General features: G+C 70.1%; 15 protein-coding genes. 13 read left to right on the plus strand and 2 right to left on the minus strand.

Annotated elements, in window-relative coordinates; translation table 11 throughout:
* Nucleotides 1-35: 35 nt before the first annotated feature.
* From ACIBEC_RS19045 to ACIBEC_RS19095, 11 genes are all read left to right on the plus strand, one after another.
* Entirely contained in the window at nucleotides 36-437 is a 402-nt protein-coding gene (locus ACIBEC_RS19045) for a hypothetical protein (RefSeq protein ID WP_396288025.1), read from the plus strand.
* A 50-nt stretch (nucleotides 438-487) separates the two neighbouring features.
* Nucleotides 488-931, plus strand: coding sequence for a hypothetical protein (locus ACIBEC_RS19050; RefSeq protein ID WP_396288026.1), 444 nt, complete (start codon nucleotides 488-490; stop codon nucleotides 929-931).
* A gap of 332 nt (nucleotides 932-1,263) precedes the next feature.
* Nucleotides 1,264-1,494: a hypothetical protein gene (locus tag ACIBEC_RS19055; protein ID WP_396288027.1), complete on the plus strand. Its 231-nt coding sequence runs from the start codon at nucleotides 1,264-1,266 to the stop codon at nucleotides 1,492-1,494.
* Nucleotides 1,495-1,619: 125 nt separating this feature from the next.
* Nucleotides 1,620-2,324, plus strand: a complete 705-nt coding sequence (locus tag ACIBEC_RS19060) for a hypothetical protein (RefSeq protein WP_396288028.1) — start codon at nucleotides 1,620-1,622, stop codon at nucleotides 2,322-2,324.
* Nucleotides 2,325-2,430: 106 nt separating this feature from the next.
* A complete protein-coding gene (locus ACIBEC_RS19065; protein ID WP_396288029.1) occupies nucleotides 2,431-3,324 on the plus strand; it encodes a hypothetical protein in 894 nt (297 codons plus the stop codon).
* Between the two features lie 68 nt (nucleotides 3,325-3,392).
* The gene (locus ACIBEC_RS19070) at nucleotides 3,393-4,376 is read left to right on the plus strand and encodes a DUF4007 family protein (RefSeq protein ID WP_396288030.1); all 984 of its coding nucleotides are present in this window, start codon (nucleotides 3,393-3,395) and stop codon (nucleotides 4,374-4,376) included.
* Nucleotides 4,366-4,752 carry a hypothetical protein gene (locus ACIBEC_RS19075; RefSeq protein ID WP_396288031.1) on the plus strand — a complete coding sequence of 129 codons (387 nt, stop codon included), beginning with the start codon at nucleotides 4,366-4,368 and terminating at the stop codon, nucleotides 4,750-4,752. Before ACIBEC_RS19070 ends, ACIBEC_RS19075 begins: the two co-directional genes overlap by 11 nt.
* Complete coding sequence (locus tag ACIBEC_RS19080) at nucleotides 4,749-5,552, plus strand: hypothetical protein (protein WP_396288032.1); 804 nt, start codon at nucleotides 4,749-4,751, stop codon at nucleotides 5,550-5,552. Before ACIBEC_RS19075 ends, ACIBEC_RS19080 begins: the two co-directional genes overlap by 4 nt.
* Nucleotides 5,553-5,906: 354 nt before the next feature.
* A complete protein-coding gene (locus tag ACIBEC_RS19085) occupies nucleotides 5,907-7,004 on the plus strand; it encodes a tyrosine-type recombinase/integrase (RefSeq protein ID WP_396288033.1) in 1,098 nt (365 codons plus the stop codon).
* Nucleotides 7,001-9,532, plus strand: coding sequence for a tyrosine-type recombinase/integrase (locus tag ACIBEC_RS19090; protein WP_396288034.1), 2,532 nt, complete (start codon nucleotides 7,001-7,003; stop codon nucleotides 9,530-9,532). The genes ACIBEC_RS19085 and ACIBEC_RS19090 overlap by 4 nt, the downstream gene beginning before the upstream one ends.
* A complete protein-coding gene (locus ACIBEC_RS19095; RefSeq protein WP_396288035.1) occupies nucleotides 9,525-10,088 on the plus strand; it encodes a DUF6262 family protein in 564 nt (187 codons plus the stop codon). Before ACIBEC_RS19090 ends, ACIBEC_RS19095 begins: the two co-directional genes overlap by 8 nt.
* A gap of 134 nt (nucleotides 10,089-10,222) precedes the next feature.
* Here ACIBEC_RS19095 and ACIBEC_RS19100 read toward each other — a convergent pair whose 3' ends face one another.
* Nucleotides 10,223-10,798 (minus strand): hypothetical protein, encoded by a 576-nt coding sequence (locus ACIBEC_RS19100; RefSeq protein WP_396288036.1) that lies wholly within the window; start codon nucleotides 10,796-10,798, stop codon nucleotides 10,223-10,225.
* A gap of 135 nt (nucleotides 10,799-10,933) precedes the next feature.
* Complete coding sequence (locus ACIBEC_RS19105) at nucleotides 10,934-11,698, minus strand: hypothetical protein (protein ID WP_396288037.1); 765 nt, start codon at nucleotides 11,696-11,698, stop codon at nucleotides 10,934-10,936.
* Between the two features lie 437 nt (nucleotides 11,699-12,135).
* On the opposite strand from ACIBEC_RS19105, the gene ACIBEC_RS19110 reads away from it, so the two are divergent.
* Entirely contained in the window at nucleotides 12,136-13,128 is a 993-nt protein-coding gene (locus ACIBEC_RS19110; protein WP_396288038.1) for a hypothetical protein, read from the plus strand.
* The gene (locus ACIBEC_RS19115; RefSeq protein WP_396288039.1) at nucleotides 13,125-13,583 is read left to right on the plus strand and encodes a hypothetical protein; all 459 of its coding nucleotides are present in this window, start codon (nucleotides 13,125-13,127) and stop codon (nucleotides 13,581-13,583) included. Before ACIBEC_RS19110 ends, ACIBEC_RS19115 begins: the two co-directional genes overlap by 4 nt.
* Nucleotides 13,584-13,597 lie beyond the last annotated feature (14 nt).

The following is a 13,597-nucleotide window of genomic DNA, read 5'->3' on the forward strand; positions in this document are numbered from 1 at the left end:
TCGAACCCACCCCAACACCCTCCCGGGAGACCACAATGACCTCCACCGACAGCAAGCGATCCGCCCAGATCCACGACCGCCTCTCCGGCCGGGCGCAGCGCGCACTGGAGGACCAGAAGAAGAAGCTGGCCGAGCACTGGGACCGGTTCAAGGGCATGGACCCGGGGGTCATCAACGCATCCGGCCTGTTCAAGGGCCTGGAGCTGCGCCAGCGGCTCATTGAGATGTGGTCCAGCGTCGTCGGTCAGTGCGCGCTCAGGAACGCCTCGCTGGTCTTCCAGGACGCGATCGCCAACGCGGAGAGGACCGTCGACATCGGGGTTACGGGTGGCATGGGGACCCACGTGTCCAACGCCCGGCAGGAGATGTACGTCGAGGCGTGCCAGTACTTCCGCGAGGAGGCGGAGGGCATCTACAAGGCGCTGACGCGCCCGTGATGCCTCGCCGCTCAGCTCAGACCAATCAGCCCACGAACATGGAGGACGCCATGGGCGCCGTCGAGAATCACGAAGCCCTGATGTACGGGTATCGCCTTGGAGGGCCAGCCGACGGCTGGGTGGGGCTGGCCAGCGACCTGACCTGGTGCAGCGCCGACGGTTCTTCATGGCTGATGCCGCAGGTGTCGTGGGCTACGGAGGCGATGCGCGAGGAGAACCACTCCGACCACTTCGCCGGGGCGGCGGAGGAGCGGTTGGCGGCCTCCGGCCTGAGTGGGCTGCGGCTGCAGACCTACTCGATCGGATGGGACGATGACGGCCACATCCTCGCCGCGGTCGTCAAGGAACCCGACGGCAAGCCGCTCGTGCTGGATCCCTCAGCGATGGGCGCCGCCTCCCAGTACGACGCGGTCCTGGCACGGGCCCTGTCTGTTCTGGAACTGCGCGCCCGCACCGCCAAGCCGGAGTGGATCATGGCGAGCTACTACGCATAGTTCCGTCCTCACCCCTGGGGTCGGGGCTCGCCCCTGGCCCCGCAGCCCGCCCAGGCCGGGACCTGTCGGCCACGAGCCGCGGGTCCCCGCACGCGACGAACACGGAAGAGAATCATGGACGACACGAAGTCCGGTGGAACGCCGCGGGCGCAGGCCCGCCGGATCAGCATCGGCCCCCCGCGGCGCTTCTTCACCGTGGCCAACCGGGATCTCCGATCGGCGGCGGCCGGGATGTCGTTGACTCCCGCGCCTCGGGTTGAGGAACCGGGGTCGGCCGGCCCCGCTTCAGGCGGCGGCCAGCCGCAGGGGGGCGTGCCGGAGGGTGGCACCTGATGGGCAAGTCCGCGCTGCGGCGCACCAAGGTGTCCGCGACTCGCAAGCGCGCCTGTCTCGACAAACGGCAGTTTCCGTCACTGGAGTCGGCGCAGGATGTCGTCGATCGGCTGGCGCGCGACTATCCGTGGCGGCACCCCAAGGTCGCCTATGAGTGCCAGTACAGCGGGCGAAAGCCGCACTGGCATATCGGCCGCCCCTTTGACATCCCGCGGAGTCGGCGTCGGTAAGCTGTTGCTTAAGTCTATGGGAATGGCTATTATTTGAGCATTCCTTCGCCGCACCAGTAGAGCTCGCCCTTGGGGGCTGCTCCTGGCTCGGCGCTCCTTACTCCCGCTCTGCGAACGGAACTCCGATGGCTTCACGACACACCCTTGTGTGCCTGCCCGCGCACGCCGCCGAAACCGCCTACACCCTCGACACGCGACTGCGGCGCGCTCTCAGCAAGGTCCGAGGTGGCCACTTCGGCAGCTACCAAATCACCCAAGGCCGGTACACCAGCCACTTCCCGCTGATCTCCGGAGCACCCGCCGACGATCCGCGCCTCGTACGGTCCGCGTCCGGACAACCCGACCGGTGTGCGGGCGGCGTCCTCAGCCTCCTCGACCTCGCAGCTCTGCGGGACCGCCGCGCGGCCGAGGCGGCCGACCTCTACGACGCCTGGTCGCGCGCCACCGAGGGGATGCCCCCCGCCCAGCCATGGGCGGCGTTCGCGGAACAGTGGGGCAGCGACTCCTTCCGGGCGCTCCTCGCCTTCCGCGATCAGCCCCAGCTCAAGGTGCTGGCCGAGATCAAGGGCAAGCCGGGCGCCCGGCAGCGGGACGAGGAGGCTGCCCTGATCAGCCTGGACCGCGCAGGGTTCGTCGACCGGGCCCGCCGCCGGGCGGTGCCCGGCAACAGCCTCCGGGAGCTCGACGACACGTGGACCACCGACCCCGCCTGGCTGAACTCGGACGACGCCGTCGAGACGGGCAGCACCGCGTACTACGACCACGCGAACGCTTACATCGACGCCCTGCCCGCCGACTTCCTGGTCGTCGGCGTCGACTGCCGCCGCTGACCTTCCGCCCCGCCGGAGACCCCACACCGTCGCCGGGCGGACAGCCCGGCGGCGCCGCTCCACCGAACTCCCACTCCAGCACTGCCCGTTACAAGGAGAGACACCCGTGTCCTGGGACCTCATCCCCGGCCAGCACATCGACCGCGCCGACATCCACGCCCGCTTCGGCGGCCGCATCCACTCCCGCATCAGTCCGTCGAAGCAGAGCCCGAACGTCCACCTGTTCATCACACCGGACGCCGAGGCCAGTTCCTTCGACGGTTGGACCGGCGCTCATCTGCACTTCGGCGGGGAGGGCGGTCTCGACGGTACGGACCAGACGCTCTCACAGGGCAACCGCTCCGTCATCGAACACGAGCAGGACGGCCGGGCGCTGCGCGTGTTCCTCCAGCTCCACGGACGACCGGCCCAGTACCTGGGCCAGTACCGGCTGGACCCCGAGGTGCCGGTCGTCTACGCCGATGCTCCCTTCGACACGCGGCGGCCCCAGGAGGTCAGGCGGGCCATCGTCTTCCGGCTGCTGCCGCTGAACGGCGCCCCGAGGGGCCTGAGCACCGTCGACCCCATCGCAGAACTGAACGCCGTGCGGCCGATCGGCCCAGGGACGATCATGAGGACCACCGATCCCAGCCCGGCCGAGGAAGCTGCGGGCAGGCTGCTGCGGGCCTACGAGAGCTACGCCCGGTGGGCGTATCAGGCGAAGCTGTCCAGCTTCCGAGTCAAGGTGGCCGGGGCCTTCGCCGAACTCCACGTCGACCTGTACGACCTCACCCGCAACGAGCTCGTGGTGGGCCGCGCGACAGCAGCTCGCCCTGTCGTGCGGGAAGCCATCGGAGAACTGCACGACCTGGCCCGCTACTTCGACGCGGAGCCGCGCCGGGTCCTGCTGCTCCCCTCGGCTCCCGACAAGGATCTGACCGAGCTGCTGCACCGCCAGCAGGTGAGCGCCGTCTGGCCCTCCGGCCCCAGGACGTTCGCCCGCTCCGAGGTCCCGGCCTGAACCGACCATACGGGTGCCCTGCCGCCGAGCGGCAGGGCACCGTCCACGACAAGGAGAACCCCGTCCCGATGACAGATCACCCGCCGCTGGCCGGCTGCGTACCGGCGTTCGGCCGCCACCGGACCTACCCCCCGAGGCAGGGATGGCTCCTGAAGGTCCACCACGCCGTCCAGGACGACCCGCTGGTCTTCCGCCACCCCGACGCGCCCGTCGTCCTCGGCGTCGGCTCCAGCATGGTGGCGAGCATGCGGTTCTGGGCCGGCGCCTTCGGCCTCGTCGAAGAAGACGCCGCAGGAAGCGGAGCGGTGACGCCGACCGCCCGCGGCCACTGGCTGCTCGACGAAGCCGGCACCGACCCGTACCTGGAAGAGCCGGCCAGTCTGTGGCTGCTCCACTGGTGGCTGCTCAACGGCGCGCCCTGCCTCGTCCCGACCTGGCACTACCTGTTCGCGCGCGCCGGGCTCTCCACGTTCACCCGGGCCGAGCTGCGCACCCACGTCCGCGGAGCAGCCGAGCGCAGCGGTTGGAAGACTCCGGCGGACGACACCATCGGCCGCGACATCGCCTGCATCACGACGATGTACGCCCCGCAGGTCGCTTCCCCCGACCAGCCGCGCGCCGGCCTCGAGGACATCCTCACCAACCCGTTCCGCGACCTCAACCTGCTCTCCACTGCCGCCCCGGGGCAGCAGCACCGCGGCGACCGCACTCATGTGCTCAGCCTGAACCGCGGGGCCGGACGTCGCGCCCCCGCCGACATCCTGGCGTACGCCTGCCTCGACTACGCCGCTCGCCGCTGCTCACCAGCGCCCGGCAGCATCGCCCTCTCCCGGCTGGCCAACGAACCCGGCAGCCCCGGCCGGGTGCTGCTCATCGACACCCGATCGCTCCACAAGGCCCTCGAACGGGCGGCGCGCCGGCACCCGGCGCTGTCGGTCGTGGAGTCCGCGGCGGGAGAGGCCCTGCTCGCCTACGCGGCGCCCCCTGCGGAGCTGGGCGACGAGGTCCTGGCCGCCGCCTACCGCCGCCCGGAGGGCCCCGGTGACCACTGAGCCCTCCCGGCCGAGCACCGTCGCCGGTGTGCACCAGCCGTTCCCGGCTCCGGTCTACCGGTTCGAGTACGAGCAGCTACTCGCCGCCGGCGCCCTGGTCGACCGGGCCGGACGGCCGGTGAGCGGCGCCCCCTGCCCGACCTGCGACTGGCTGGTGGACACCTTCACCTGCCCCGGCTCCCTGTCCTGCCCGCGCTGCTCCGTCACGGCCGAGCAGCGGTGCATCCGGCCGAGCGGGCACGCAGCCGACCGGTTCCACACCGGCCGCGTCCGCGCCGCCGAGACCCAGGACCGAGCCCGCGTGGAAGTCGACGACCCGACCCTGCTCGCGCCCTGGCCCGAGCATCCGACACCCGACGAACGGCTCCTGCCATGACCGCCCCCGCCATCACCCCGACCCCCGTCAGGTTCCACCTGGGCGTCCACCAGCCCGCCTGGATGGAGCACCTCGACTTCCCCCTGTTCGTCTCCAACCGACGGCTGATGAACCGCAAGTCCCTCCCCCGGGCCGTCGGCCCCTGGGCCCTGGACAGCGGCGCGTTCAGCGAGGTCGACCTCTACGGCCAGTGGAAGACCACCGCCCAGCAGTACGCCACCGCCGTCAACCGCTACCACGACGAGATCGGCAACCTCGAGTGGTGCAGTCCCATGGACTGGGTCTGCGAGCCCTGGATGCTGCCCAAGACCGGCCTCACCATCGACGAGCACCTCAGGCGCACCGTCGACTCCGTCGTCGAACTGCGCTCCCTGGGCATCAAGACCCGCGTCATCCCGGTCCTGCAGGGCTGGCTGCGCCCCCACTACCTCCGCTGCGCCGAGATGTACGCCGACGCCGGCATCGACCTCCTGGCCGAGCCGCTGGTGGGCGTCGGCAGCATGTGCCGACGCCAGAACCACTGGCGCGCCTCCCTCCTCCTGGACGAGCTCGCCCGCCTCGGCGGCGAAGGGGCGCCGCTCGTGCCGCTGCACGCCTTCGGCTTCAAGATTCAGGGCCTGACGCTGTCCCGCTCGCTGGCGTCGGCCGACTCGATGGCCTGGAGCTCGGCCGGCCGCAGGGAGCGCGGCTGCAGCCCGACCCACAAGACGGAGAGCAACTGCATGTCGTACGCGCTCTGGTGGAGGAACCACCTGATGGAGCGGCTGGAGGACGCGGGGGTGCCGTCGTGCGCGGCGTGACGCCCACCCTGGCGGAGATGCGCGGCATCCTCGCCGGCCGGCCGCAGGGCTGGACCCAACGCTGGCGGTACGGCCTGCCCAGCTGGCGGCACGTCAGCGACGGCGGCTTCCGGCGCGAGCGGTACAGCGTCACCGAGATCCCCGAAGCGCTCGCCCGGTCGTTCATCGAGCACCACCACTACCTGGCCGGCTGGCCCTTTATCTTCACCGTGATCCTTCCAACAGCCACGTCAGCCACATTCATGCTGAACTGGCCGGATCATCGGTATCTAAGGGGTGTTTGGCATCACAGGCACGTTTGTCACGTCGTTCCGCGCAGAGCGGGCGGCGCTGGCCCAAGACAAGACAGGGTGGGTGATCGTCGGAGCCGACGACTACGCCCTCCACCGTGAAGGCTCGCTGTTCCTCGCCGGTCTGCGAGACGCTGGCCGGGCCTACAACACGGAGAGGACGTACGCCGGGCGGGCGGCCCTGTACCTGTCGTACTGCACCTTCCACCGCCTGGAATGGGCCAAGATCACCGTGTGGCAGCTCGCGCGCTTCCTGCACTGGCTGGTGGAGGAGCCACTGCCGTCTCGCGCCCGCGGCGGAGGCGGGCAGGAACGATTCCGCGACGAGAACACCGCGAACGCGATCGTGGGCACGGTCTGCGACTTCCTGAACTTCGGCATACGCATGGAGTGGGTCGACCCGGAACTGGCCGGGCAGCTCACTGAGCCCAAATACCTGCGGTATCTGCCGAAGGGCTTCAACCCGGGCGAGAACGACCAGCACCGCACGATCCGCTCGCGAGTACTCAAGCTCCGGGGCGTCGACTCGGGGATCGAGTGGCTCACGGTCGAGCAGATCGCCCGCCTGATCGACGCGACCCGGCACGCGCGGGACCGCTTCCTGGTGCTCCTGCTGTGGTGCACCGGCATGAGGATCGGCGAGGCGCTCGGCCTACGCCGGGAGGACATGCACCTCCTGGCCGACTCACAGGCATTCGGCTGCCAGGTCAAGGGCCCTCACGTACACGTACGGCGCCGCTTGAACAGCAACGGCGCGTGGGCCAAGTCGCGGAAACCGCGAGCCATCCCGGTGACCGCCGACCTCGGCATCTGCTACGCCGACTACCTCCACGAGCGCTCCGCGGTACCGCAGGCCGACTTCACCGAGCTGGTGCTGGTCAACCTCTTCCGCGAACCGCTCGGACACGCGATGACGTACTCCGGAGTCAAGGGGCTGTTCGACCGGCTCGCCCGGCGGGCGGACCTGATCGCCCGGCCCCACATGATCCGTCACAGCGCCGCCACTGAGTGGATCCGTCAGGGCACCGACCGGTCGGTGGTCTCCGACCTCCTCGGGCACATGTCCGAGGCGTCCATGGCCCCGTACGTCCACGTCGACGAGGGGTCCCGGCGGGCCGCGGTCGAGCGCGCGGACGCCCGACTCCGGGAGATGGCGCGATGACCATCGAGATGGCGGCCGCCGTGGCCGAGACCAGTGTCGTCACCCTGCCCGTAGACCGCGCAGGGTGGACGGCCTGGCTGATCGAGAACACCGAGGCCGACTGGCGACCAGACGAATGGGACGCGGTGAACTGGCTGTTCACCGGCGATCCGGACAAGGATGAGACCGCGATATGGCGATGCGACAGCGCCGGCTGCCATGTTGCCGCCCGCGCGTCGCGGCACCTGTGCCGATCCTGCTACGAGCAGTTTGTTGAAAGCGGTCTGAGCCGCGAGGAGTTCGGCAAGGTCGGCCGCCGGGCTCTGGTCCGCTCCCTGCCCGGCGAGCGACCGCCGTGCTCGGTCGAGCGTGACGGCGTGCGCTGCGCCCTGGAGGCCCAGTCACGGGGCGCGTGCACCCCGCACTACGCAAAATGGCGCTACCACCTGAACAGCGGGAAGACGGCTCTGACGCTGGACGCGTGGCTCCAGTCCGAGGCCGAGCCGTTCCCGCCGGGCACACCCTGCCTGGTCATGGCCTGCGCCGGAAGCGCCCATGGTCGGGTACCGCTGTGTACGTACCACCGTGACCGATGGCGCCGCCACCGGAACGCGACCGGCATCGAGGGTCCAATCCACGAGGGCCTGGAGGAATGGGCCGCCGTACAGCCACCGTGGCTGACCGGCTTCCAGTTCTCGCTGATCGCCCTGCCCGAACTGCTCCGACATGAGCTCCGCTTCGCGCTGGCGGAACGCGACAAGCAGCGCCCGACCCTCAGCCCGGTTGCGATGCGGCTCATGGTCCGGGGGCTCGAAGGCGTCACGTCCATCGCCGAGCTCACCGACAAGAAGCTCGGCGACCTCGGATACCTCGACCGCAACTGCGAAGCCCACTGGAACGATGTCGTACGCCTCATACGCGGAGCCTTCGACCGCTTCCGTGGCGTCGACCCGCTGGACCGACCGGTCTGGGAACTGGGCGACCTCGGCCTGCGCTCACGTACCCAATCCGGTGTCCGCGTGTCCTCGCGCCGGCTGGACGTCACACAGATCCGACAGGAGTGGCTGCGCCGCCTGCTCGCCGACTGGGTCAAGGAGACCACCCCCGACAACAACGACTTCCGGCGCACCTTCGAGGGCTGCCTGTCCGCATCCCGGGCCCTGTCCGCGCGCCCCGGCGGCGGGCACGACCCCGGCGCCCTGAAGGTCACAGACATGGACGCGGTCGTCGCCGCGATCCGCGACCGGATGCGCCAGGACGGCACCGCCCCCCTCGCCTACGCGTCCCGCGCCGAGCTCCTCGCGCACTTCTGCCAGCTGCTCGACTTCGGGCGGCGCCTTCAGATCCTCGACCATGTCGCCTCCGTCTTCGCCCGCCACCCGCACCACAAGATCCCGTACGAGGACCCCGCCGAGGACATGGCTGGCAAAGCCATCCCGGAACACGTCCTCGCCCAGCTCAACGCCCAAATCCACCTGATCGGCGCCGACTTTTCCTACGGAGACATGGCGCCCGACGTGGTCAAGGCCATGCTGCGCACCGTCTACGTCCTGCTGCGCGACACCGGCCGCCGACCGTGGGAAGTGCGCTGGCTCCGGACGGACTGCCTCGAAGCGCAGGACAACGAGTACATCCTGATCTGGGACAACCACAAATCCCGCCGCAACCGCCGCCGCCTGGAGATCGGCAGGGAGACCGCCTTCGCCATCCAGGAGTGGCTCGCGATCCGCCGGACGCTGAAAGTCCCCGCCCGCTCGAAAACCTTCCTGTTCCCGACCGCACGCCACGGCTACGACGCGTGCATCGACTCGGACACCGTCGCCAAGATGCTCCGGCGCTGGGTCGACGACCTGCCGGAACTGCTCACCGACACCTTGGACAAGGACGGCAACCTCCTGCCGTTCGACCGCAGCCGCATCTTCGCCTACGCCTTTCGCCACACCTACGCCCAGCGGCACGCGGACGCCGGCACCGAACTGAACACCCTGCGCGACCTCATGGATCACAAGTCAGCAGATACCACCATGGGGTACTTCAAAGTGTCGATGGAGAAGCGCCGACAGGCCGTCGAGAGGATGCGCCAGCACGTTGTCGACCGGGTCGGCAATCCGGCGCCGACGCCGTCTGCGACCGCGTACGAAGCCCGCTCGGTCGCCGTGCCCTTCGGTAACTGCAAGGAGCCCTCCAACGTGAAGGCCGGCGGCGGCAGTTGTCCGATCCGCTTTCAGTGCTCCGGATGCGCCTTTTACCGCCCCGATCCCTCCTTCCTGCCCGCGGTCGAGGACCACGTCCGGGCGCTCAAGGCCGACCGCGAGATGGCCAGGGCCCTGGGAACCGCGGAGTTCGTCGTGCGCAACTTCAGCGACCAGATCGACTCCTTCCAGAACGTCGTCACCAGCCTCCGCCGCCAGATCGAGCAGATGCCGGAAGACGATCGCCGCCACCTGGAAGAGGCCTCTGCCGTTCTGCGCAAGGTCCGCGCCTCAGCACCCACGCCCGTCGTCCTGCCCATGCCGTCCATCCCCGCCCGGAGAAGTCCCGATGAGTGAGCCCCGCACCCCCGCCCAGGTCCTGCGCGAGGCCCGGCAGCAGGACTCGCGCGACAAGCGCGCTCGCGTTCTGTCCGTTGTCGACCAACTGATCGCGGACGACGAACCGGTCACCTTCACCGGGGTCGCCCGCGCCGCGAACGTCTCTCACTGGCTCGTCTACGCCGAGGGCGTGCGCGAGCACATCGAGGCCGCGCGGCGCCGTCAGGAACGCGCCGCAGACAACGGGGCCCGCGCCAGCGCCAAGGAGCCGGTCGGATGGAAGCTGGAGAAGCAGCTCCTCCGGGAGGACAACCGACGTCTGCGTGAAGAAGTCGAACGGCTCAAGGGTGCCGTCCGACGCAGCCTCGGCCAGCAGCTCGACCAGTTCGGCGCCGCCGACCTCGGCACCCGCGTCGATGAGCTCACCGTGGAGAACCAGCGTTTGCAGGCGGAGCGCGACGATGCCTTGTCCCAGGTCAAGGGTCTGGCCGAACAGCTCAGCGAAGTCCAGGACGACCTCGTCGGCGCGCGGGAGAGCCTTCGCCGCATGATCCGGACCGAGAACGCTCCCTGAGCCGGCCTTGGGGACCATCGGTGCCGGATGCTGACGACTCTGAACGGGCAGCTGGCTCTCCGCGGGTTCGGGGAAGGTCCTTGCGCTCACGGCCGTACTTGGGCAGTGGATCGCCGGGATCGGGCCCGACGGGGTCAGTGCGGCAGGCGGCCGTCCGCGGCCTGCTCGCGGTACTTGCGTTCCCGTCGTTTGCGCAGCAGCTGCCAGGGGCGGGGGTGGTAGTCGAGGTCGCGGCGGGCCACCTCCAGGAAGACGTGCTGCGCCGTGGTGCACTCGTCGTGGGCGGAGAGGTACTCGGCTTCGGGCAGGGTGTGGCGGGTGCCGGGCCTGTAGAAGCGGGGGATGGCGGCGACCAGGTGCTCGGCGGCTGCCAGCACGGGTGTCGGGGCGCACAGCCGGACGCCGAGCAGCGCGGCGTGCATTTCGATCTCGGCCTGGGCGTAGTGCCGCCACGCCTGCTCGCGCAGGTGGTTGCGGCGGGAGCGTAATCGGGGGCGGCGGATGGCGGAGATGGCTGCGGCGTCGCGGCGCCGGTAGTAGTAGAGGATCTGGGCGTCAGTGGCGTGGACGACGGCGTCAAGGAACCGGCGGTAGCTCTGGGCGCGGTCCTCGGCGCTGCCGACCCGGACGACGCCGACGGGACGATAGCGGCCCAGGGCGGCTCCGGTGATGGCACCGGACACCTCCACGAAGCCCACATCGGCACCCACTTCGCCCGCGCCTACGTCATCCCCGTCGCGTGACCCCGCGTTAGAGTGCCCGCAGTGGGCCCCGGCGCCGCCCTTCCCCCGTAGGGCGCTGCCGGGGCCGACGCAGCGGCCACTCTCGCCCCCGGAGCGTCCGGCCTACGCGAGCGGGGCGTTGGCGCCGGTGAGGTCTTCGACCACGCCCGGGTCGAGCTCCGCTGCGCGATCCCGCAGGCGCATCTGCTGCGCGGGGGTCAGGCCGAGCTCGTCGTCGAAGGCGAGGCGTTCGAGGGCGGCAGCGATGTAGCCGGGCGCGGCTGCCGCCAGGGCCTGGCGCATGGCCTCGCCGACGACGTCTGCCGCGGGCAGGCCGGCGGAGTAGTGCGCGGCGATGCCGTATGTCTCGGCCGCCCGCGTGTTGATCCGCTCCAGAGCGGCCTGCACGTTGGTGTCACCCTGGTCGGCACGCAGGACGAGGTCCACTTGGTCGCGGCCGTTGGCGGCAGCGGTCACCGGCCGGAGACCGGACGCAGTCGGCCGCTCGGGGGCAGCCTCCTGCACCACCTCGGCGGCCGGGGTGCCCTTGAGCCTGCGTCGCACCTTCTCCTTGAAACGGCGCGCCCCGTCCTTGAGGTACGGGGTGGCGACCTCCACGGCGGCGACCGTCACGGTTCGAGCGACCTCCACCGCAATGTCGGTGGCGCAGTTGACGAGGAGGTTCCTTAGGCCGTCCCTGTAGCCCTCGTAGTACCGGTCGTCGGCGTCGAAGAGTTCGGCCTGGGCAACGAGCGAGTTGTCCCGGTCATCGCGGGCGGTACCCCGCATACCGCCGGAGGAGCCACGGGAGCGGTCGAGGTGGGTGCCGGCGGGGAACTCGACCAGCATGAACTTTCGATTCGGCTGCGGCCGTTGATAGTTGGACATGACGGAACTGTAGGGGGCCGCACCGACAGCGCGGCCGTTTTCAGGGATCGCCATCAGTCGTCGCTGAGGAGGTCGTTCACCTCGTCCTCGCTCCGCTCGAGTGCCTCGCCCGTAGCCCCTATCGTGCCGACCCTCCCGCGTCCGGCAGCGAGGAACGTGCCTGATGTGCCTGCACAAGCTATGAGCCTGTGACCAGCAGTTGCACTTGACAGATGCAGATAAACCCGTCGGCTCTCCACCGCTACGGCCTGTGGGACCAGGAGCCGCCGCAGGGCGAGGAGGGCCCCGGCCCCGAAGGGGCCGCCCTCGCCGGCGTTCTCGTCCTGGGCTGTCCCATGAACGAACGCGTCCTCACCAGGGCCTTTCCCCGCTTGGAGCCTTCTGTGCACTGGCCGAAGGCATCGACTCACTGGTAGCGATCCTGCTCCGTGAGCCCTGTGGGTCGAAGTACTCGCGCGCTGCGGATCCACTGGTGGACGGGGAACGTCGCCGTGGTCACCCGGCAGCAGGACCACCTTCGGCTGCACTTCCCGCAGTGGTTCGACGCCGAGGGCCAGCCGCTGTCGCCGCGGATGCTGCTGTTCCCCACGACCCGGCTCTCCCGCGCGAACCGCCTCGGTGAGCGGCCGTACGACAACAGCACGGTCGGCTACTGGCTGGACGTGTGGATGGTCGCGATCGTCGTCCTGCTCGACGAGCAGGGCAACGACTTCGACCGCTCGCGGGTCTTCCCGTACGCGTTCCGGCACACCTACGCCCAGCTGCGGGCCGACGCCGGTGTGCCCCTGGAGGTCCTGCAGGTCCTGATGGCGCATCAGCTGCCTTCCACCACGCAGATGTACTACCGGGTCTCCCACCCTCGCCGGGTCGAGGCGGTCCGGGCTATCGCAGCGAAGTACCAGTTCGACGTCGTCGGCGGCCGGCTTCGGCACCGCAGCGGCGACGAGGACCTGGCCCTGCGGGTCCGGGCGGGTGTCGGCTCGGTGCCGGTGCCCGGCGGCTCCTGCCACGAGATGAACAACGTTCGGGCTGACGGGCACGGCTGCCCGGTGTACTACCGCTGCTTCTCCTGCAAGTTCTTCACCACCGACTTCTCCCAACTGCCCGAACTGCGTCAGCTGCGCGACGCGAAGGCCCAGCAGCTCGCGATGCTGGAGGCCGCCTACGGCAGCGTGCTCACCCCCAACGCATTGACCCGGGCCAACATGGAGTTGCTGCGGCAGGAGATCATCCAGGTCGACGAGCTGATCGCCAAGTGCGAGACGGACCTCGGGTCGCTCACTGACGCCGACCGCGCGACGGTGGAGGCCTGGATGCACAGCCGCGACCGTTTCGTCGCGGTCATCCCCGTGGCGGCGGTGCTTGCCGGCCGCCAGCAGCTGGACCGGCCGACCACCGATCCCATCCTGCTTGTCGGCGAGGCGTCATGACCGTGAGCTTGCCGCAGCTGCCCAGCACCTCCGAGGGGTCTGCGCGATCAAGCGCTCTGGAGGCAGGTCGCGAAGCCGCCGTCGCGCGCCGCCGCGCCGACAGCCGGCCCCGGGCCATTGCCGCCCAGGCGGCCCGGAAGGAGGCCGCGTTCGAGGTGGAGAACCGCATCCTGCTCGAACAGAACCAGGCCCTGCGCCGGGACCTGGAGACAGTGCGCTCCGAGCTGCGCACGATCCGTACTCGCGACCTCGCCGCCGCAGCGCGGGGGGAGCTCACCGCGCTGCCCCATCGCGACACCGCACTCGAGGAGATGCGTAAGGAGCGGGACCAGGCCCTGGCCGCCGGGCGGCGCGCGGAGGCGGACCTGGTGGCCCTTCGCCGCGTCGTCCAGCGGCTCATGGCGGAGAACACCCGGCTGCTCGGAGGACAGGCAGATGCACCCGGGGGCGGCTGAGCAGGTCGTGCTCA

Origin of the sequence: Kitasatospora sp. NPDC051164 (assembly GCF_044455625.1) — a bacterium.
Lineage (GTDB): Bacteria > Actinomycetota > Actinomycetes > Streptomycetales > Streptomycetaceae > Kitasatospora.

Bases quoted from the DNA above. Each gene is read 5' to 3' on its own strand.
- ACIBEC_RS19045 (WP_396288025.1), top strand. From the start codon at position 36: ATGACCTCCACCGACAGCAAGCGATCCGCCCAGATCCACGACCGCCTC.
- ACIBEC_RS19050 (WP_396288026.1), top strand. From the start codon at position 488: ATGGGCGCCGTCGAGAATCACGAAGCCCTGATGTACGGGTATCGCCTT.
- ACIBEC_RS19055 (WP_396288027.1), top strand. From the start codon at position 1,264: ATGGGCAAGTCCGCGCTGCGGCGCACCAAGGTGTCCGCGACTCGCAAG.
- ACIBEC_RS19060 (WP_396288028.1), top strand. From the start codon at position 1,620: ATGGCTTCACGACACACCCTTGTGTGCCTGCCCGCGCACGCCGCCGAA.
- ACIBEC_RS19070 (WP_396288030.1), top strand. From the start codon at position 3,393: ATGACAGATCACCCGCCGCTGGCCGGCTGCGTACCGGCGTTCGGCCGC.
- ACIBEC_RS19080 (WP_396288032.1), top strand. From the start codon at position 4,749: ATGACCGCCCCCGCCATCACCCCGACCCCCGTCAGGTTCCACCTGGGC.
- ACIBEC_RS19090 (WP_396288034.1), top strand. From the start codon at position 7,001: ATGACCATCGAGATGGCGGCCGCCGTGGCCGAGACCAGTGTCGTCACC.
- ACIBEC_RS19095 (WP_396288035.1), top strand. From the start codon at position 9,525: ATGAGTGAGCCCCGCACCCCCGCCCAGGTCCTGCGCGAGGCCCGGCAG.
- ACIBEC_RS19105 (WP_396288037.1), bottom strand. From the start codon at position 11,698: ATGTCCAACTATCAACGGCCGCAGCCGAATCGAAAGTTCATGCTGGTC.
- ACIBEC_RS19115 (WP_396288039.1), top strand. From the start codon at position 13,125: ATGACCGTGAGCTTGCCGCAGCTGCCCAGCACCTCCGAGGGGTCTGCG.